This is a genomic window from Mesorhizobium sp. M0276, from assembly GCF_040321755.1.
In the GTDB taxonomy this organism is placed as follows: domain Bacteria; phylum Pseudomonadota; class Alphaproteobacteria; order Rhizobiales; family Rhizobiaceae; genus Mesorhizobium.
The window spans coordinates 1-18,945 of sequence record NZ_JAMYSC010000087.1; the positions used below are offsets into that span (position 1 = coordinate 1).

General features: G+C 62.5%; 16 protein-coding genes. 8 read left to right on the top strand and 8 right to left on the bottom strand.

What is annotated here, in order from left to right; genetic code table 11:
• A partial coding sequence (locus NKJ01_RS33665; protein ID WP_352734727.1) for a hypothetical protein occupies window positions 1-757 on the bottom strand: 757 nt, incomplete at its 3' end.
• An 837-nt stretch (window positions 758-1,594) separates the two neighbouring features.
• Here NKJ01_RS33665 and NKJ01_RS33670 point away from each other — a divergent pair.
• From NKJ01_RS33670 to NKJ01_RS33700, 7 genes are all read left to right on the top strand, one after another.
• On the top strand, window positions 1,595-2,293 hold the full coding sequence (locus NKJ01_RS33670; RefSeq protein ID WP_352734729.1) for a response regulator: 699 nt from the start codon (window positions 1,595-1,597) through the stop codon (window positions 2,291-2,293).
• 153 nt (window positions 2,294-2,446) lie between these two features.
• On the top strand, window positions 2,447-5,080 hold the full coding sequence (locus tag NKJ01_RS33675) for a bifunctional diguanylate cyclase/phosphodiesterase (protein WP_352734731.1): 2,634 nt from the start codon (window positions 2,447-2,449) through the stop codon (window positions 5,078-5,080).
• A gap of 253 nt (window positions 5,081-5,333) precedes the next feature.
• Window positions 5,334-6,005, top strand: coding sequence for a hypothetical protein (locus NKJ01_RS33680; RefSeq protein WP_352734733.1), 672 nt, complete (start codon window positions 5,334-5,336; stop codon window positions 6,003-6,005).
• A gap of 271 nt (window positions 6,006-6,276) precedes the next feature.
• Complete coding sequence (locus tag NKJ01_RS33685; protein WP_352734735.1) at window positions 6,277-7,137, top strand: FAD binding domain-containing protein; 861 nt, start codon at window positions 6,277-6,279, stop codon at window positions 7,135-7,137.
• Complete coding sequence (locus tag NKJ01_RS33690) at window positions 7,137-7,613, top strand: (2Fe-2S)-binding protein (RefSeq protein ID WP_352734737.1); 477 nt, start codon at window positions 7,137-7,139, stop codon at window positions 7,611-7,613. Before NKJ01_RS33685 ends, NKJ01_RS33690 begins: the two co-directional genes overlap by 1 nt.
• A 2-nt stretch (window positions 7,614-7,615) precedes the next feature.
• On the top strand, window positions 7,616-9,877 hold the full coding sequence (locus tag NKJ01_RS33695; protein ID WP_352734739.1) for a xanthine dehydrogenase family protein molybdopterin-binding subunit: 2,262 nt from the start codon (window positions 7,616-7,618) through the stop codon (window positions 9,875-9,877).
• Window positions 9,877-10,122 carry a MoaD/ThiS family protein gene (locus NKJ01_RS33700; RefSeq protein ID WP_352734741.1) on the top strand — a complete coding sequence of 82 codons (246 nt, stop codon included), beginning with the start codon at window positions 9,877-9,879 and terminating at the stop codon, window positions 10,120-10,122. The genes NKJ01_RS33695 and NKJ01_RS33700 overlap by 1 nt, the downstream gene beginning before the upstream one ends.
• 54 nt (window positions 10,123-10,176) lie before the next feature.
• Here the strand turns inward: NKJ01_RS33700 and NKJ01_RS33705 are convergent, their stop codons facing one another.
• The 4 genes from NKJ01_RS33705 to NKJ01_RS33720 form a co-directional block, all read right to left on the bottom strand.
• Window positions 10,177-10,533, bottom strand: a complete 357-nt coding sequence (locus NKJ01_RS33705) for a hypothetical protein (protein ID WP_352734743.1) — start codon at window positions 10,531-10,533, stop codon at window positions 10,177-10,179.
• A 69-nt stretch (window positions 10,534-10,602) separates the two neighbouring features.
• On the bottom strand, window positions 10,603-12,225 hold the full coding sequence (locus NKJ01_RS33710; RefSeq protein ID WP_352734745.1) for an ABC-F family ATP-binding cassette domain-containing protein: 1,623 nt from the start codon (window positions 12,223-12,225) through the stop codon (window positions 10,603-10,605).
• A gap of 325 nt (window positions 12,226-12,550) precedes the next feature.
• Entirely contained in the window at window positions 12,551-13,150 is a 600-nt protein-coding gene (locus NKJ01_RS33715; RefSeq protein WP_352734755.1) for a YdeI/OmpD-associated family protein, read from the bottom strand.
• A gap of 189 nt (window positions 13,151-13,339) precedes the next feature.
• Window positions 13,340-14,245: a S1C family serine protease gene (locus tag NKJ01_RS33720; RefSeq protein ID WP_352734747.1), complete on the bottom strand. Its 906-nt coding sequence runs from the start codon at window positions 14,243-14,245 to the stop codon at window positions 13,340-13,342.
• Between the two features lie 225 nt (window positions 14,246-14,470).
• On the opposite strand from NKJ01_RS33720, the gene yghU reads away from it, so the two are divergent.
• Window positions 14,471-15,337: a glutathione-dependent disulfide-bond oxidoreductase gene (yghU, locus tag NKJ01_RS33725; RefSeq protein ID WP_352734749.1), complete on the top strand. Its 867-nt coding sequence runs from the start codon at window positions 14,471-14,473 to the stop codon at window positions 15,335-15,337.
• Window positions 15,338-15,536: 199 nt separating this feature from the next.
• Here yghU and NKJ01_RS33730 read toward each other — a convergent pair whose 3' ends face one another.
• From NKJ01_RS33730 to NKJ01_RS33740, 3 genes are all read right to left on the bottom strand, one after another.
• Entirely contained in the window at window positions 15,537-15,839 is a 303-nt protein-coding gene (locus NKJ01_RS33730; RefSeq protein ID WP_031260460.1) for a DUF1236 domain-containing protein, read from the bottom strand.
• Window positions 15,840-17,388: 1,549 nt separating this feature from the next.
• Entirely contained in the window at window positions 17,389-18,159 is a 771-nt protein-coding gene (locus NKJ01_RS33735) for an exodeoxyribonuclease III (RefSeq protein ID WP_352734752.1), read from the bottom strand.
• Window positions 18,160-18,163: 4 nt separating this feature from the next.
• The gene (locus NKJ01_RS33740; RefSeq protein ID WP_352734753.1) at window positions 18,164-18,808 is read right to left on the bottom strand and encodes an alpha/beta hydrolase family protein; all 645 of its coding nucleotides are present in this window, start codon (window positions 18,806-18,808) and stop codon (window positions 18,164-18,166) included.
• Window positions 18,809-18,945 lie beyond the last annotated feature (137 nt).

The window sequence follows — 18,945 nt, forward strand, 5'->3', positions numbered from 1 at the left end:
ACGTCAGCGTCAGCGGGTCGGCCGCACCGGCCGGGCTCGTGTTCGTCACCGCATAGGTGTAAGTGACCTGCGTGGCCACACCCTCATTGATCGAGGTCGGATCGGCCGTCTTTTCGACGGCAATCGTTGGCGCCTGATTGTCGCCGGCCGAGGTGATAACACCCCATTCCTCAAACCCACCGTCCGCATTTGCGTCGGAGGTATTGCCGAAAGTCGAATACAGATAGACATAACCGCCATTTGCGCCGGTGAAGAAGCTGGCGGGGATGTAAACGAACAGATCGCCTTGGCCACTGCCTGCCGGCGCGTTGTTGCCGGCATTCAACTGAACGGTTACGTCGCCGTCGGTGGCGTTCCCATCCATATTGTAGAGCAGTTGCTGGCTCTGAAGCGTCGGAAGGGTAGTGATATTCGGATCCGAGGCCGAATAGACCTGCAACGAGGTAAGGGATAGTATCCCTCCGGTGGTGCTGTTCGGCTCATTGGCGTCGAGTTTGAAGACGTAGTAGTTGTGGCCATCTACGGTCACCACCTGCATGTCGCTCAACAGAAGCGCGTTCGTGTGCGCCGGCTGCTTGTCATCCAGTGGCAGCGGATTGCCGTCGGTGTTGAAGCCACTTTCCGTGCCCTTCTCTTTAAGCACAAGGAACGTGTCGTAGTTGCCTGTACCGGAGTCACCTTGTGGCGCGGCCGCAAAAATGGTGCCGTCGGTCAATGTCTGCGAGGTGGTTCCACCGGTCAGATCAATAGTGGTCATGTTCTCAACTCCCCTGCGCCGGCAGGCGCGTTCCCTTGCTGGCCGCGCAAGGCGGCTGACTACCCAAACCTGTTACGTCGCCGGGCGTCTTGCCTCCGCTGAACGCCGTCTCGCCGGCGAGCAGTCGTTCGTGACAAAAGCGGCTTTGAATGGAGATTTTGACAGCGAAAGGACCGGCGGGGAGACCGCCTCCCGTTCACCAGACACAGCTATTCCCGCATGGCGGAACTGGCCCACCGTCGGACTGACAGCTACACTCACACCCCAAAACCCCAAAACCCCCAAACGACCCTAGCGATCACCTGGACGTTAATATTCCCTAAACCATATCTCGCAGGTCGCAATGCGTTCGTCTATATAACCCAGGTTATAGGAAGAGGGTAAAGTTAATTACGGAAAAGTTCTTCGCGATAACAACAATAACGTCGCGATTGCGGTTGAATTATTTTCCATATTTGGGTTTCATAGTAGGAATTACAAAAATTTCCTGATGATGCCGATGGGTCTTTTTAAGATGAAGACCAACATCGGCATCCCGGAGTAGCGTCTTCTTTCAGTCCGCCGTTGCACGTCTTGCCGAAGGTACCACGTCAGCATTAACTAAGCAGTTGCTAATGTTTTGCACAGTCGCGCCGCTTCTGTCAGCATGGCCTCACGCTTTGGGCGATGCGAGCCGTGTCGGTGTTCGTTTCCGTCAAGAAGCAGTCACTCGCGAGTCGTAGAGACACGCAAAGGGGGAAGAAGCATGACCGAACAAGGGCTTTGGCCGCCATCCATCGGTGGCAACGTTGCACCATGGGGTCGTGACACCAAAGGCCGGCTGCTGGCGAGCTGAACATGGTCACCACGGTTTTCATCGCGGACGACCATCCGCTGCTGCTGCACGGCCTGACCGACCTGATTGCCCGCGATCCCGGTTTCCGGGTGGTCGGTTCGGCGCAGGACGGCACCGTCGCCATGGCCATGATCCGGCGCGACGTGCCTGATATCGCCGTGCTCGACCTCAGCATGCCGGGACTGAGCGGTCTCGATATCGCCGCCGAAATCGGCAGGCAGGGCCTTGCCACGCTTTGCGTGCTTTTGACGGTCGGTGCCTCGCAAGCGCAGCTCTACGACGCGGTTGCGGTTGGCGTTGCCGGAATCGTGTTCAAGGAGACCGCCGTCGAGGCGCTGCTCAGATGTATCCACGAGGTCGCCGCGGGCGGCCGCTGGCTGCCGGCCGAGATTGTCGGCAAGGCCCTGCACAACGAAGCATCCCGTCGGGTCAAATGGCAGAAACTGTCGTCGCGGCTGACCAGGCGGGAGATGGAGATCACCCGACTGGTTGCCGCGGACAAGCCGTACGAACGCATCGCGATCGATATCGGCATCTCCAAAGGCACACTGAAAATCCATATGAACAACATCTATCGCAAATTGGAGGTCGCCTCGCGCGTGCAGCTTTTGCAGCTGGCCGCCGACCAGATCGGACCAGCTGTTGCGAGCGGCTTTCGCGACCAATCCAGTCTCGAAAGTCCGGCCAGCGGCGACATGTAATCGCGCCACCATAAGCACAAGTTCAGCCAGCGACCCCAATGCCGGCGCACGCTGTTGATGCTGAAATTTGCCGCCAGCCTGGAAGGGCAAATTTAAGCGTTTGCTACTAGGATCAGTTCGGGGGCTGTTGTTCAGGAAGGGTGTTCGGGTCGATTGGCCACAACGGCATTCAGTCTAGGCCACGTAAGACGGGCCATTTTTTCGTCCGCCAACCTGCCGGCGGCGATCGCTTTTGTCGTGCTCCTGGTCTGCGCCGTCGTTGCCGACCAGCAGAACAGAAGGGTTTCCGATCAGCTGGCGCGCGCCGATGTATTGGCCAAGGTCAGCATCATCCGCGCCAAGCTCGAAGGCAACATAAACGGCAATCTTCAGCTTGTTCAGGGGCTCGTCTCGACCATCGTGACGGAGCCCTATATGGGCCAGCAGAGATTTGCCTCGCTTGCGCGCAACCTGTTCGAGCAGAAATCGCAGTTGCATAACATCGCCGGCGCGCCCGACCTCGTCATCTCGCTGATGTATCCGATGGAAGGCAACGAGAAGGCTATCGGGCTCGACTACCGCAAGAACGAGGCGCAACGCATGGCGGCGCTGCGGGCGCGCGACCAGCGCGTGCTGGTGCTCGCCGGCCCGGTCAGACTTGCGCAGGGCGGGAACGCCTTCATCGGCCGCATCCCGGTCTTTGTGCCGACTGCGGGCGGCGGCACCCGCTTCTGGGGCATCGTGTCGGCAGTGGTCGATGTCGACCGGCTCTACGCGGCGAGCGGGCTGACCGACGCGGATCTCGACATCGACGTCGCGCTCATCGGCAAGGATGCACTGGGCGGCGGCGGCGAACGATTCTTCGGCGGCGACAATGTCGTCGCCGGCAACCCCGTGTCCGCCGATGTGCAACTGCCTTCAGGTTCGTGGCGAATTTCGGCCATCCCAAAGGGTGGCTGGCCGGCAGCTCCGAAGAACGAGTGGACCTTGCGGTCGCTGATGTTGCTCGCCGGCGCGCTGGTGGTGCTGCCGATCCTCATTGCCGGACGGCTGTTCGGCGAAAGGCAGAAAAACGACGCCGAGCTGAGGCGCCTGTCCGGTCGCCTGGAACTGGCGCTGGAAGCCTCGGGCATCGGCGTGTGGGAGCACGACCTCACCACCAACGAGCTGGTGTGGGACGATCGCGTGAACGAGATCTATGGCAGGTCTGCCGACGGAAGGCCGCGCGGCTATAGAGATTGGGCACAGGCCATCCATCCCGAAGATATCGAGCGGGCAAAGCGCGATTTCAATTCGGCTGCGGCGAAAAAAAGCCTCTACTCCTCGCAATACCGGCTGCTGCGCCCCGATGGCACCGTCCGCCATGTGCGCACGCGCGCAAGCTACTCCCAAGGCATTGGCGGCACGCCCAAGATGATCGGCGCCGAATGGGACGTGACCAGCGACGTGCTGCTCACCGAGACCCTCATTCGCGAGCGCCAGCTGTCGGAATCCAAGAACGACGAGCTGGAGCTGGCCAAGGCACGCATCGAGCATGTGGCGCTGCACGATTCGCTCACCGGCCTGCCCAATCGCCGCTACCTCGACGAGATGCTGGCCGATACCGGCGAATCCGACCGCCGCACAGCGATGCTGCATCTGGACCTCGACCGCTTCAAGCAGATCAACGACACGCTCGGCCACGCAGCTGGCGATGCCATGCTGGTGCAGGCCTCGAAGGTCATCAAGGCAAATGCCGGCTCCGGCGATTTCGTTGCGCGCATCGGCGGCGACGAGTTCGTCGTCGTGACCTATGGGCGCGACGACGACGAGCTCTCGGCGCTCGCCGACCGCATCATCGAGGAGATGCGCCAGCCCGTCGATTATCAGGGCCATCCTTGCCGCTTCGGGGTCAGCATCGGCATTGCCGCCGACAGCGGCGTCGACACGAAGCAGTTGCTCGTCAACGCCGATCTCGCGCTTTACCGGGCGAAAAGCCGTGGCCGCAACCGCTATGAGTTCTTCAACGAGGAGCTGCAGAGCGAGATCGTGCGGACCAAGCAGACCGCCGATGAGATCCTGAGCGGACTGGAGCGGAACGAATTCATCGCCTACTACCAGCCGCAGTTCGACGCCAAGTCGCTCGAGATCGTCGGCGTCGAGGCGTTGTCGCGCTGGAAACACCCGCGACGCGGCATCCTGGCCCCCGACGCCTATCTGAAGGTGGCTGAAGAGCTCAACGTCGTGGCGCTGATCGACCGCATCGTCCTCAAGCACGCACTGGAGAATTTCGAGCGTTGGTCGCGCAGCCATCTCAATATCCCGCGTGTGTCGGTCAACGTCTCGGCCACGCGCCTGGAGGACAAGGACCTGATCGAGGGCCTGCGCACGCTCGCCATCAAGCCGGGAACCGTATCGTTCGAGTTGGTGGAATCCATCTTCCTCGACGAGAACGATGATCTGGTCACCTGGAACATCGAACACATCAAGGATCTCGGCATCGACATCGAGATCGACGATTTCGGCACCGGCCATGCCTCGATCGTATCGCTGCTCAAGTTGCAGCCGCGCCGCCTCAAGATCGATCGCCAGTTGATCACACCCATCACCGGCTCAATGGCGCAGCGGCACCTGGTGGCGTCGATCATCGAGATCGGCAAATCGCTCGGCATCGAAGTGGTTGCCGAAGGCGTCGAGACGATGGAGCACGCGCGCATCCTGAAAGAGCTCGGCTGCGATATCCTGCAGGGCTATTTCTTCGGCCGCCCGATGGAGGCCAAGGCGTTCAAGACCTTCGCCCAGTCTCGCAAATGGCTGGCCACAGGGTGACGGTCATTACCCGGTGGCATGGGTCAGCGATGGCGCATCCTCGACAACGCTGTCCAAGCCGCCTCGCGATCGAACCCGTACAGCGGTTGAATCTGCCGACGAAACCGAACCGGCCTTCGACTCCGCGATCTCAGGGAACTGTTGACCATGATTTCGGTTGTTTTCTGTGCGAACAGTCGTTCCACGAACCCTTGGTGAGCGAAAATGAGACATGGACTCTGCAGACAAGCAGCACGGTTCCTTTCGAAGGTTGATGACTGGCATCGTCACGGCAATCTTCACCGCCCCTGATCGGACATCCGAGCGAGGTACCGGCCCGTCATTGGTTGCCGAGTGGACGCTGCCGCCATCGGCAACGCTTGGCTCATCCCTACGCTTGAAAGGGATCGAACGTGAAACTCGAGCCCGTCTGCCGTGGGTGGTGAGGACGTTTGTCAAGGCTGAGACGGGCCGCATTGTGTTGCGTATGGTGCAAACCGACACGGATGCGTTCGATGCCGCCTCGGCAATCATCTCCAGGACCCTGGAAGGGATAGAAGCACTGCCCGTGCTTCCGCGGGAGGCTGAAGACATTCTCACAATCTCCTCCCGCGAACGTCACAAGTGGCTTAGGGATGGCCGCCTGAAAAGCGTCGGCACGCGCACCGTCAAGATGCGCGGGCGATCCAAGGCCGTCACCTTCCATGTCTTCGATTCACGGCACATCGAGGACATTCTCGATCGTGACCTGGCGGCGGCCTGGAGGGAGGACGATGCGCGAGAAGCCTCCGAGAACAGGCGGCGCGGGGCCGGCAAGGCCGCTCTGACGCGAGCAGGAAAACGGAAGGGCAAGGCCCGCGGTACCAGAAATTCGGGAAAGCATGATGCTTCACGGCCAAAGCTGGAAGGCTGGGACTTGTTCGAGGCGGAAGGGCTGCTGCGCTAGAATCCAAAGGACGTATTCAGTCAGTTCCAGCTTTGAAATCCCGTGCGATGCCGACGATGGTACATTAAGCGCCGGCGACCTTCTGAGCGTACTTGATCCATAGCCGAAGTTTCCCGAAAATGACCTCAAAGCCGGTTCCTGCCACTCAGGCGCACGCCAGTTCGGTCTATTTGCGCCCTCTGGCCCAATCGCCGCAGATGAGGAACCGGATAGCCATTATGAGGAGACCGTTTATAACGGTCGCTGAGATTGCGATAACCAAGGGGAGACGATGCGCTACATACGTCCGCTTTCAATCGAAGATGCCGTTGGCCAATTGGCCGGTTCGGCTGGCACGGCCGCCATCCTCGCGGGAGGCAGCGACCTCCTGGTCAGGATGAAGGGCGGTTTTGTCGAACCCGACCTGATCGTCGACATCAAGGCGATCGACGGCCTGAGCGAGATCCGCGAAACGGCTGAAGGCTTCAGCATCGGTGCCGCAGTCCCCTGCGCCGTCCTGGGAGAGAGCGCTGCCCTGAAAAAGGCATGGCCCGGCGTCGTCGAAGCGGCCAAGCTGATCGGCTCGAAACAGGTACAGGGACGCTGCACGATCACCGGCAACCTCTGCAACGCCTCGCCGGCTGCCGACAGCGTGCCGGCGCTTGTTGCGGCAGGCGCCAGGGCATCGGTCGTCGGGCCGGCGGGCAGGCGCACGATTCCCGTGCAAAGCGTGCCGACCGCGCCGGGCAAGACCTCCCTGGCCAAAGGCGAGATCATCGAGGCGATCCTGCTCGACAAACGCGCGCCGCATTCGGGCGATGCGTATCTGCGTTTCATTCCACGCACGGAGATGGATATCGCGGTGGTCAGTGCCGGCGTGAATTTGACGCTCGACGAGCACGGTGTCGTCAAATCGGCTCGCGTTGCGCTGGGCGCCGTGGCGGCGACGGTGCTTCTGGTCGAAGAGGCCGCAGAGGTTCTCATCGGCTCCAAGCTGGACGAAGCGACGCTGGAGCGGCTCGCCAAGGTCTGCTCGGGCGCCTGCCGTCCGATCGACGACAAGCGCGGCACCATCGAATTCAGAAGAAAGGTTGCGGGCGTGCTGGCCAAGCGGGCCGCCACGACCGCCTACGCACGTGCAGGAGGCAAATGATGGCTGGAGTTGCAGTCTCAACGACAATCAACGGCGACAATGTCGAGTATCTTTGCCAACCGGACGAGACGCTGCTCGACGTCCTGCGCGATCGCCTGGGGCTGACGGGCGCCAAGGAAGGCTGCGGCACCGGTGACTGCGGCGCCTGCAGCATCATCCTCGACAACAGGCTGGTGTGCTCATGCCTGGTGCTCGGCGCGGAGGCTGAAGGCCGGCGCGTCGAGACCATCGAGGGGATGGCGCATGGCGACAAACTGCATCCGCTGCAGCAGAAGTTCCTCGAGCACGCAGCACTCCAATGCGGCATCTGCACGCCGGGCTTCCTGATTGCGGCGAAGGACCTACTGGCCAAGAACCCCGACCCGACTGAGGAGGAAATCCGCTTCGGCCTCGCCGGGAACCTGTGCCGCTGCACCGGCTACGACAAGATCGTGCGCGCCGTCCAGGACGCCGCCAGCGTGATGAAGGGAGCCTGACCATGAATTTCGATCCGCGTTACTCCGGTCGCAATTTTACTTCTGTCGGCACACGCCCCATCCGTCCTGATGGCGTCGACAAGGTGACGGGTCGCGCCCGCTACGGTGCGGACTTCAACATGGCCGGCCAGTTGGTCGGGCGTGTCCTCAGGAGCCCGCATGCGCACGCCACGATCAGGAAGATCGACACGTCCAAGGCAGAGAAGCTTCCCGGCGTGAAAGCGGTGATCACCGCGGCCGACCTGCCCGACCTCACCAATGGCGATGCCGCCATGTACGACATCCTCGACAACTGCATGGCGCGCAAGAAGGCGCTCTATGACGGCCACGCGGTAGCCGCCGTGGCAGCGGTCGACGCCCGAACGGCCAGGCAGGCGCTGAAGCTGATCGAGGTCGACTACGAGCTTTTGCCGCATGTCACCGATGTCGACGAGGCGATGAAACACTCCGCACCCCTCATCAACGACGCCATCTTCACCGAGGGCCTGGAGGAAAAGCCGGTAAAACCGTCCAACGTCGCCAAGCGAAGCCAGTTTGGCCACGGCGATGTCCATCAAGGGTTCGGCCACGCCGATTTCATCGTCGAGCGATCGTTCAAGACCGAGCAGACGCACCAGGGCTATATCGAGCCGCATGCCTGTGTGGCGAGCGTCAGCTCCGACGGCACCGCCGACCTTTGGGTTTGCACGCAAGGCCATTTCGTCTACCGCCAGCACTGCGCGCAGCTCCTTGGCATGGAAGCTTCCAAGCTGCGCGTCACCTCCTCGGAGATCGGCGGCGGCTTCGGCGGCAAGACACATGTCTGGGCCGAGCCGGTCGCCCTGGCGCTGTCGCGCAAGGCCGGCCGCCCGGTCAAGCTGGTGATGACCCGCGACGAGGTGTTCCGCGCCTCGGGTCCGACCAGCGCCACCTCGATCGACGTCAAGATCGGCGCCCGCAAGGATGGCACGATCACTGCCGCCGAGGCGACACTGCGCTATTCCTGCGGACCCTATTCGGGCATGTGGGCCGAGATCGGTGCCATGACCGCGTTTGCTTGCTACAAGCTGGAGAACGTCAACACGGTCGGCTACGAGGTGCTGGTCAACCGGCCGAAGACCGCAGCCTATCGCGCGCCGTCGGCGCCCATGGCGGCATTTGCGGTGGAAAGCGCGATCGACGAGCTGGCCAAGGAGGTCGGCATGGACCCGGTCGAGTTCCGGATCAGGAATGCCGCCCAGGAAGGCACGAGATCCTCTTATGGCCCGGTCTACGGCCCGATCGGCATCGGCCCGACGCTCGAGGCGGTGAAGAGCCATCCGCACATGAAAGCGCCGCTGGGCAGGAACCAGGGCCGCGGCATGGCTTGCGGCTTCTGGTTCAACTTCGGCGGCCAGACCTGCACCGACCTCAACATCGGCATGGACGGCTCGGTATCGCTCGCCGTCGGAACGGTCGATGTGGGTGGTTCTCGCGCGTCGCTGTCGCTGGTCGCGGCGGAAGAACTCGGCATCGACTATAGCCAAGTCAAGGCGATCGTCGCCGATACGTCCAGCCTCGGCTACAACGACATGACGGACGGCAGCCGCGGCACCTTCTCGTCCTCCATGGCGACGATCTCGGCCGCCCGCAACGCGATCAAGATCCTGCGGGAACGCGCCGCGCAGATGTGGGACATTCCCGTCGACGACGTGGTCTGGGAAAAGGGCCACGCGATTGCCAAGGGCGAGAAGCATGGCAATCTTGGGCGGCTGTCGTTGAAGGAGATCGCGGTGGAGTCGGGCAAGACCGGCGGACCGATCGCCGGCCACAGCGAACTCGTCGCCGACGGCGCGGGCGTCTCCTTCGCCACCCATATCTGCGATATCGAGGTCGATCCCGAGACCGGCGCTACACGGGTTCTGCGCTACACGGTCGTGCAAGATGCCGGCAAGGCGGTGCACCCGACCTATGTCGAGGGACAGTACCAGGGCGGTGCCGCGCAAGGCATCGGCTGGGCGCTCAACGAGGAGTATATCTACGGCAAGGATGGGCGGCTCCAGAATCCCGGCTTCCTCGACTATCGCATCCCGGTCTGCTCGGACCTGCCGATGATCGACACGCAAATCCTCGAAATCCCCAACCCCAACCACCCTTACGGGGTGCGCGGTGTCGGCGAGACATCGATCGTGCCGCCCCTGGCTGCGATCGCCAATGCGGTGTCGAATGCCGTCGGGGTGAGGATGACGCATATCCCGATGTCGCCGCCACGCATTCTGGCGGCGCTGGAGGAGCGGGCAGGCTGATGGTCGAAGTAACGCTCTGGGGATCGCTAGGTGCTGTCGCCGGAGGCAAGAGCAAGGTCGAGATCGAGGCCAAGGACATAAGGGAGCTGTTCAGGAAGCTGGCTGAACAGTATCCCGGCCTCGAGCCCTTGATCGACAAAGGCATCGCGGTGGCGATCGACGGGACAATCTATCGGGATACGTGGTCGAAGAGGCTGCCTGAGGGGGCGGAGATTTTTTTGTTGCCGCGGCTGGCGGGGGGATAATCGGACAATCGCCTCGCGGTCATCGGCGACCAGGGCCTGGCCTGTCTGTCGTGACTATGGATATTTCGTCTGAGCACTCGCGGGGTTCAAATCGCCCTGCAACTCCTTCGGCAGCGGGAGGCTCGAGCATTGCAGGTGCACCTCGCGGGCAAACAGCTTTCGTTGCTTCTGCTCATGCTCCTTGATGGCTGCAACGAGCCCCATTGAATACGGGCCAAGCAAGACGCCGAAACCCCATCCCGGATGCTCTTTCTCGCGAACCTCGTAGTCCGACGCCGCCAGGCGGGCTTGCTGGCATTCGGCCGATGCCCATTTCTGGTCTTGCTGCGAAAGCGACGCGCCATAGTCGACCGGAGAGGTCGCGCACCCCGCCATGGTCACGGCCAATGCGACGGACATTGCAATTCTCATTCCGGAGCCTTTCCCAAGCATCGTGAAGAGTACACAGAGCCCTTCTTTCCACAAATAGCCGCTGTCGCCCTAGCCTCGCAGCCCAGGAGCCTCCTGCCCCGTCCTCTCGACATATTCCGTATAGCCGCCGCCATAGGTGTGGATGCCTTCAGGCGTCAGCTCCAGCACGCGGTTGGAAAGAGCTGCCAGAAAGTGCCGGTCGTGCGAGACGAACAGCATGGTGCCTTCGTATTGCGAGAGCGCCGTGATCAGCATCTCCTTGGTGGCGATGTCGAGATGGTTGGTCGGCTCGTCCAGCACCAAAAGGTTGGGCGGATCGAACAGCATCAGCGCCATCACCAGCCGCGCCTTTTCGCCGCCTGACAGCACGCGGCATTTCTTTTCGATCTCGTCGCCGGAAAAGCCGAAGCAGCCGGCGAGCGCCCGAAGCGGCGCCTGGCCTGCCTGCGGGAACGCGTCCTCCAGCGTCTGGAACACGGTGCGCTCGCCTTCCAGCACTTCCATCGCATGCTGGGCGAAATAGCCCATTTTCACACTAGGCCCCCGCGCGACCGTACCGTTGTCGGGCTCGGAAGCACCGGCGACCAGCTTCAAGAGCGTCGACTTGCCGGCGCCGTTGACGCCCATGATGCACCAGCGCTCGCGGCGGCGGACCTGGAAGTCGAGCCCCTCATAGATGGAGCGGCTGCCATAGCCCTTGTGGACGTTCTTCAACGTGACCACGTCCTCGCCGCAGCGCGGTGCCGGCAGGAAATCGAAGGACACGGTCTGGCGGCGCTTGGGCGGCTCGACGCGGTCGATCTTGTCCAGCTTCTTCACCCGGCTCTGCACCTGCGCGGCATGCGAGGCGCGCGCCTTGAAGCGCTCGATGAAGGCGATCTCCTTGGCCAGCATCGCCTGCTGGCGCTCGAACTGTGCCTGCTGCTGCTTGTCGGCGATCGCCCGCTGCTGCTGGTAGAATTCGTAATTTCCCGAATAGGCGGTCAGCGAGCCGCCATCGATCTCGACCACCTTGTTGACGATGCGGTTCATGAACTCGCGGTCGTGCGAGGTCATCAAGAGCGCACCGTCATAGTTCTTCAGGAAGGATTCCAGCCAGATCAGGCTTTCAAGATCGAGATGGTTGCTCGGCTCGTCGAGCAGCATGGCGTCGGGGCGCATCAGAAGAATGCGGGCCAGCGCCACGCGCATCTTCCAGCCGCCCGACAGCTTGCCGACATCACCGTCCATGATCTCCTGGGAAAAGCCGAGACCATCGAGCACTTCCCGCGCGCGGCCGTCCAGCGCATAGCCGTCGAGTTCCTCGAAGCGGTGCTGTGCCTCGCCATATTTTTCGATGATCTCGTCCATCTGGTCGGCCTGGTCGGGATCGGCCATGGCCGCCTCGAGCGCGGCCATTTCTGCCGCGACTTCGCTCACCGGCCCTGCCCCGTTCATCACTTCGGCGACAGCGCTGTGGCCTTCCATGTCGCCGACATCCTGGCTGAAATAGCCGATGGTGACGCCGCGATCGACCTGCACCTGGCCCTCGTCGGGCTGCTCCTGCCCGGTGATCATGCGAAACAGCGTCGTCTTGCCGGCACCATTGGGGCCGACGAGGCCGACCTTCTCGCCCTTCTGCAGGGCCGCCGACGCCTCGATGAAGACGAGCTGACGGCCGTTCTGCTTGCTGATGCTTTCAAGTCTGATCATGCGGTTTCCGGGAGAATTGGAACTTGGGAGGATTTTCCCCGGGGCCATACGCGATGGCGAGCGTCAAAGGAAGAGGTGCAAGCGCCGCATACAGCCGATCTCCCCCCTCGTGGGGGAGATGGCCGGCAGGCCAGAGGGGGGCGCTGTCCCGCCGGCGTCTCAATCCATCGATCTACGCCGAAGCGTTTGCATCTGTCGCGATACTAACGAACTTGGTGATACTATCCGGCCTTCGTCGCATGGACCCGCCGCGTGCGCGACGCCATCGGTCCCGGCTATCCCGTGCATCCATCGGCATCGATCCGCACTCGGGCGCCTGAGGGGCTTACTTCCTGCCTTGCGGATAGATCGTCTCGCCGCGCTTCAGCATCGCCACAAACGTCTCGATCTTCTTCTTGCGGCCGGCCTCGGTCTTCATGTTGTGGGTGCGGAAGGCGAGCGCGAAGCGGTTCTGCGCACTGAGTTTTTCAAGCATCTTCTTTGCTGCCGGTTCGGCGTCGATCGCCGCTTGCAGATCATCGGGGATTTTCATCTGCTTGCCGCTGCCATAGGCGCGCGCCCAGCGCCCGTCGGCCTTAGCCGCCTCGACCTCCCTCAGTCCATGCTCGGTCATGCGGCCCTCCGCGACCAGCCGCGCGACATTGTCGATGTTGATCTTGCTCCAGATGCTCCTCTTGCCGCGCGGCGTGTAGCGCTGCAGAAAACTCTTGTCGTCCAGCCCCTTTCGCACCGCGTCGATCCAGCCGAAGCACAAAACGACGTCGATGGCTTCCTTGGGCGTGATCGACTTCAATCCCGATCCCACCTTGTGCATCTTGATCCACACTTCGGTTTCCGTGGCATGATGCTTGTCGAGCCAGGCGTAGAAGCTTTCCGGATCCGGAAACTCCCGGACCTTGTCGGGATCGACCTTCACCGGCGCCATCAGCCAGCCTGCCCGTTCGGTGCCGTCCACGCCGTCGCTTTCACTGTCGTCCCGCCTCCAGCATCGCGCCTATCGTCATTGGCCAGCATCGTGGCATGAATTGCTGTCAGTTTCCGTCAGCAAACTTGTCGGGGCGCGTACGGCGTTCCTTCGCGTCCCCCTCTGTCCCTGAACATCTTTGCGAAGCGCCTACTGCAGCTGCGGTTTCTTCAGAAAACTGCCCCGATCGGCCGACTTGACGCGCAGCCAGGTTTCGCGGCCGTCACGCAGCACCCGCATCGGGATCTCGGCGCCCGCCGAGCCGCTCTCCCACAGTTTGCGGTAGAAATCGGCCAGCCCGTCGACCGCGCCGTCGCGAATGTCGGAGATGATGTCGCCCTCGCGCAGGCCAGCCTTGGCCGCCGGGCCGCCTTCGGTCACGCTCATCACCACCACTCTGCCGTCGCTTTCGGCCGACAACGCGCCGAGCCACGGGCGCGGCGGCTTGGCCACCTGGCCGCGCGTCAGCAGATCGTCAAGAATCGGCGGCAACAGATCGATCGGCACGACCATGTTGATGTCGGCGACCTCGCCGTTGCGGCTCATCTGCAGGCGCAGCGAACCGATGCCGAGCAGCGAACCGTCGGAGCCGAACAGCCCTGCCCCGCCCCAGGACGGGTGCGCTGGCGCAATAAAGATCGCCTCGTCAAGCAGATACTCCCAATAGCCGGCGAATTCCTGCTTGGTGACGATCCTTGCCTGCACCGACTGACCGATGCCGTCCGTCAGCACGACGGCGTCTCCGACCTTCGCCTTGCCGGCATCGCCCAGCGCCACCGCCGGCAGGCTGAGTGGTGCCAGTGCCTGCACCAGGCCGAACCCCGATTCCTGGTCATAGGCCAGCGCATGCGCGGGAACGACGCGGCCGTCATGGGTGGTCAGCCAGACTTCGTCCGCCTCGGTGATGAGATAGCCGATGGTCAACACGAGCCCGTCATTGCGAATGACGACGCCGCTGCCTTCCCTGAGCGTGCCGAGGGCCCCGGCCGTAAAGGCGTCTTCGGGAACGGTGGCCCGCAGGGTAACGACCGAGCGCGGATTGGGATTGATGGTCATGCTTTTGTCCTGCGATGCAATGCTCTGGCGAGGCGTTATTCCCTATACCTATGCCGCATGGGAGACGGTGCAAGGGGCGTGGTGCTGACCTCATCCCCTCACACAGGAGAAGCTCGGCGCGCGGCATAAAACAATAGTTCAACGCAAGTTGAACTTCCCCATCCGCGACCCTAGCTTTACATGCACCTGTCCGCCCTTTCCACCCCCCGAACACGAGGCCCCGAGATGACCGAATACACCCCGCCGAAAGTATGGACCTGGAACAAGCCCAGCGGCGGCGCCTTTGCCAGCATCAACCGGCCGATCGCCGGCCCCACGCATGACAAGGAACTGCCCGTCGGCAGGCATCCGCTGCAGCTCTATTCGCTGGCGACGCCGAACGGCGTCAAGGTGACGGTCATGCTGGAGGAGCTTCTGGCGCGCGGCCACAAGGGCGCTGAGTATGACGCCTGGCTGATCAGGATCAACGATGGCGACCAGTTCGGCAGCGGCTTCGTCGAGATCAACCCCAACTCCAAGATTCCCGCCTTGATGGACCGCAGCGGCAAAACGCCGGTGCGCGTCTTCGAATCCGGTTCGATCCTGGTCTATCTCGCGGAAAAATTCGGCGAATTCCTTCCCAATGAACAGCCGGCCCGCGCCGAGGTGCTGTCCTGGCTGTTCTGGCAGATGGGCTCGGCGCCGTATCTGGGCGGCGGCTTCGGCCATTTCTACGCCTACGCGCCGGAAAAGTTCGAATACGCCATCGACCGCTTCTCGATGGAGGTGAAGCGCCAGATGGATGTGCTCGACCGCCGGCTGGCAGAGACAGAATATCTCGGCGGCAAGGACTACTCTATCGCCGACATGGCGGTGTGGCCCTGGTATGGCGGGTTGGCGCTCGGCCGCATGTACAACGATTCCGCCGAGTTCCTGTCCGTGCACGAGTACAAGCATGTGCAGCGCTGGGCCCAGGCAATCGACGCACGCCCGGCGGTCAAGCGCGGCCGCATGGTCAACCGCGCCTTCGGCGAGCCGGCCCTGCAGTTGCACGAGCGCCACGACGCCAGCGATTTCGAGACGAAGACGCAGGACAGGCTGGCGGCGGAATAAGCTTAGCGGACAACGGGCCGATCTCCCTCCCCCAATGGGACCCCAATGGGGAGGATGGCAGCTTTAACCCGCCTCTGGACAGATTGGCCGTCAAACAGGCAAGGCCGGCCTCAAAAACAGAGCCCGCCACGACTGCCAAGTCGCGGCGGACTTTTCCCAAGGCAAGGCGACTCGGACAACCTTTTGTCGGCACCATCATTCAGCGCAGGACCTCGACGATTTGACGGGTCTCGGGATCGACCAGAACCGTCTGGTGGTTGATCACGGCGACGCGATATCTGACGTCGGGTACCTCACGCAGTTCGACCGTGTCCGGCACCGACGAGCCGAGCTTGAGCTCGACGCCAAGAAGGTTCACCGACGCAAGCGGCTCCCTCTTGATGTATTCGCGAACGACCGTCTCCTGCTGCGGCTGGACGATGACGACATTTTCCGCCAGCGCCGCACCGATGCCGCCCATCAGGACGACTGCGGCCGCTGCGCTCGAAAGATAAAGTCTCATGACCATCTCCTATTGGTAACTGAAACTCCGCCCTGGATGGAAACTCCACCGCAGGCTAGGGGTTCCATTCCAAATTCCAGAATTGAAGGCATCACGACAATGGCCAGAATATTCAATGGCTGTTGGAACGATGCTCGTAATTGGCTCAGGGTAGCTCTCGATCTTGGTAGATAAATTGCGTATCCGAGGCGGATATTAATGCGATTCAGCTTGTTGTTTGTCGGCACCCCGAGCTTCGCCTCCAGTCATTTCAAGGACCCGACTGCGCGGCAAACGACGCACCGCCATCGAAGGTGATGCACCGCAGACCGATGGCCCGACCATCGAGCAGCGGGATTGGGCCCCGACCCGCGAAGGCCGGTTCGACAAGACACGAGTCGGGCACTTGCAGAAGGGCGAGCGCCGCCACTCACCCTTGGTGAACGTGAACTGAGGCTGCCCAAAAGCGCGATCAAATAGCCGATCGGTCGGGCTCCACAAGCGCATCTCGATGCCTCGGAGATCGCTCAACGGCGTCTTCCAGCCTCATGAGAGGCATCTTGCCAAAACCACACTTTCCATGCCCGAATTATTGGCGAAAGACCCTTGTCCGGCTAAGCTTTTAGCCCAGCCATCATATCAGTTTTGACTAAAATAATAGAACGTCCAATGCACATTGCCGGAACCGAACAGGGCCCCTTGGACCTTTGCGTCCGACAGCCAAGACCTTCGTCCTACAGGAAAACGCAGAAGCCTGATGTGACCGTTTCAGCCCGGACAAGGGAACATCGGGCGCCGCTTGCACACCCAGGGCGCATCGCAGGAAGAACCTTGGCAACGGCGGCCTGGAGCCCACTGGCCGTCACACTGGTGTCGATCGCAGGCGGCGCAATTGACTTCTGACGCTCGACCGCCTTTTCCACCGGTCTGACATGGCTTGCATTAATATTAGAGACAGCGAATATAGAGGTCGGCCGGCGACCGCCAGAAGTCGGCTGGGCCCGGCGTGCCTCCCTTTGCACCTGGCCGCCGGGCCCACTTTTCTTCTGCTTGTCATTTTGCCTCCAGGCGGCACACAGCAGCGCGCGAGCACCTTCCCGTCGCTCGCAACCGCCCTGCCTCGATGCCAGACCGTTCGCTCCTTAGGCACCGCCACCACTGCCTCGGGCACATGATGCGCCGGCAAGAAAGAAAAACTGTCTTCAGGCGCGCCTGGATTTGGGCACTGAATCCGCGCTTTATCTCCGCCTATTCCGCTTTCGCGGAAGTTTCGGCCGCCGTGCAATATGCAATGCTGCTAATGCGGCGGTACGAGCCGCCCTGGTTGACGCGGGCGCCCCAGCATCCCAACAATGCGCCCCCCCGTCCGCGTCGACCACGGCAGGCGCTTGGCGCTCTCGTCCGATCCGCGAAGTCTTGCGCCGGCGGTGCCGGGGCAACACAGTTGCGCGACAGGTCTCACGAGACATTCGTTGCCGCCTCAGCCGCCGGCCAGCGCCTTCGTCGTCACCAGATTGGACTCCGCCTCCGGTAAGAGGGACGCCGCCGCAACAGGCTTGGACCCAATCGCCTACTTCAATTCCACCCACACCGGCGCGTGGTCGCTGGCGCCATCCTCGCCGCGCACGTCGCGGTCGATGCCGGCAGCCGTCAGGCGCCGCGCCAGTTTCTTCGACAGCAGGATGTGGTCAAGCCTCAAGCCCGCATCGCGCGGCCAGCGGTTCCGGCGATAGTCCCAGAAGGTGTAGAGCGTCTCCTTCGGGTGTTTCTTGCGCAGGGCGTCGGTCCAGCCCTGCTCGAGCAACGCGGCGAACGAAGCCCGGGTCTCCGGCTGCACTAGCGCGTTGTCGTCATAGGAGTGGGTGGCATAGATGTCGCGCGGTTCGGGCACGATGTTGTAGTCGCCGGCCAGCACCACTGGCAGGCCGGTGTCGAGCAACTGTTCGGCATGCGCCTCCAGTCGCGCGTGCCAGGCCAGCTTGTAGGCGAATTTCGGTCCCGGCTGCGGATTGCCGTTCGGCGCATAGAGGCAAGCGATGACAATGCCGTTTACCGCCGCCTCGATGTAGCGGCTCTGGCTGTCGGCATCATCGCCGGGCAGGACATCGCGGGTCAGCACCGGTTCCGAACCCCGCGCGAGAATAGCGACGCCGTTCCAGGTCGGCTCGCCCTTCCACACTGCGCCATAGCCGGCCGCGGCTAGAGCAGAGCGCGGAAACTGCGTGTCGCGCGCCTTCAACTCCTGCAGGCAGACGACGTCGGGCTTTGCCGCCGCCAGCCACGCCAGCAAGTTGTCCAGCCGGCTGTTGATGTTGTTGATGTTGAACGAGGCGACCTTCATCGCTTCAGGAAACGATCCGACCCGACCACGCCTTCACCGCCTCGGCCAATGTCTTCAGATGATCGGCGGCGGAGAAGCCCGAGAAGCTCTTACGCGGCTTGAGGTCATGGTCGCCGTCCTCCAGCCAGTGGACCTCGATGCTGCCGGAAAGCGCATAAGTCGCAACCTCGTCCTTCGTGCCGAATTCGTCGCGCGTGCCCTGGAAGATCAGCGTTGGTGTCTTCAGATCGGCGAGGTGTTTTGTCCGCAGCTGCGTTGGCCTATCAGGCGGGTGAAAGGGATAGCCGAGGCACAGCAGGCCCGAGATCTCACCCTTTGCAAACATCTCGTCCGCGACCATCGAGGCGACGCGCCCGCCCATCGACTTGCCGCCGATGATCAGCGGACCGGCCACGCCCTTGGCCCTGAGGTCGGCGATCGCCTTGATATATTCCGGGTTCACCGTCTCGGCTCGCGGCGGTGGTTTGCGATGCCCATAGCGGCGCGCGGCCATATAGTGAAACTCGAAGCGCGCAACCTGGAAGCCGACTGCAGCCAGCGCTTTGGCGGTGGCGGTCATCGACGGCGAATCCATCGACGCACCGGCGCCATGGGCGAGCAGGATGGTGACGGGGGCGGTGTCGTGGCCGTCGAAGAGGAAGGTGGTCATGAGGCGGCCTTCCGAGAAAGGCCGCGTTCCTTCGCACCCCCCACAGTCCCGCCGCGCGGAGGACCCCGGGCGGGCTGCGCGCAGCCGCTCCGGGGGTTCGGCCGGGCCCTGATTTATAGGCCGAAACCCCCACGGCG

Coding starts and splice junctions, on each gene's coding strand:
- NKJ01_RS33670 (WP_352734729.1), top strand. CDS start 1,595: ATGGTCACCACGGTTTTCATCGCGGACGACCATCCGCTGCTGCTGCAC.
- NKJ01_RS33680 (WP_352734733.1), top strand. CDS start 5,334: ATGACTGGCATCGTCACGGCAATCTTCACCGCCCCTGATCGGACATCC.
- NKJ01_RS33685 (WP_352734735.1), top strand. CDS start 6,277: ATGCGCTACATACGTCCGCTTTCAATCGAAGATGCCGTTGGCCAATTG.
- NKJ01_RS33690 (WP_352734737.1), top strand. CDS start 7,137: ATGGCTGGAGTTGCAGTCTCAACGACAATCAACGGCGACAATGTCGAG.
- NKJ01_RS33695 (WP_352734739.1), top strand. CDS start 7,616: ATGAATTTCGATCCGCGTTACTCCGGTCGCAATTTTACTTCTGTCGGC.
- NKJ01_RS33700 (WP_352734741.1), top strand. CDS start 9,877: ATGGTCGAAGTAACGCTCTGGGGATCGCTAGGTGCTGTCGCCGGAGGC.
- NKJ01_RS33705 (WP_352734743.1), bottom strand. CDS start 10,533: ATGAGAATTGCAATGTCCGTCGCATTGGCCGTGACCATGGCGGGGTGC.
- NKJ01_RS33710 (WP_352734745.1), bottom strand. CDS start 12,225: ATGATCAGACTTGAAAGCATCAGCAAGCAGAACGGCCGTCAGCTCGTC.
- NKJ01_RS33715 (WP_352734755.1), bottom strand. CDS start 13,150: ATGGCGCCGGTGAAGGTCGATCCCGACAAGGTCCGGGAGTTTCCGGAT.
- NKJ01_RS33720 (WP_352734747.1), bottom strand. CDS start 14,245: ATGACCATCAATCCCAATCCGCGCTCGGTCGTTACCCTGCGGGCCACC.
- yghU (WP_352734749.1), top strand. CDS start 14,471: ATGACCGAATACACCCCGCCGAAAGTATGGACCTGGAACAAGCCCAGC.
- NKJ01_RS33730 (WP_031260460.1), bottom strand. CDS start 15,839: ATGAGACTTTATCTTTCGAGCGCAGCGGCCGCAGTCGTCCTGATGGGC.
- NKJ01_RS33735 (WP_352734752.1), bottom strand. CDS start 18,159: ATGAAGGTCGCCTCGTTCAACATCAACAACATCAACAGCCGGCTGGAC.
- NKJ01_RS33740 (WP_352734753.1), bottom strand. CDS start 18,808: ATGACCACCTTCCTCTTCGACGGCCACGACACCGCCCCCGTCACCATC.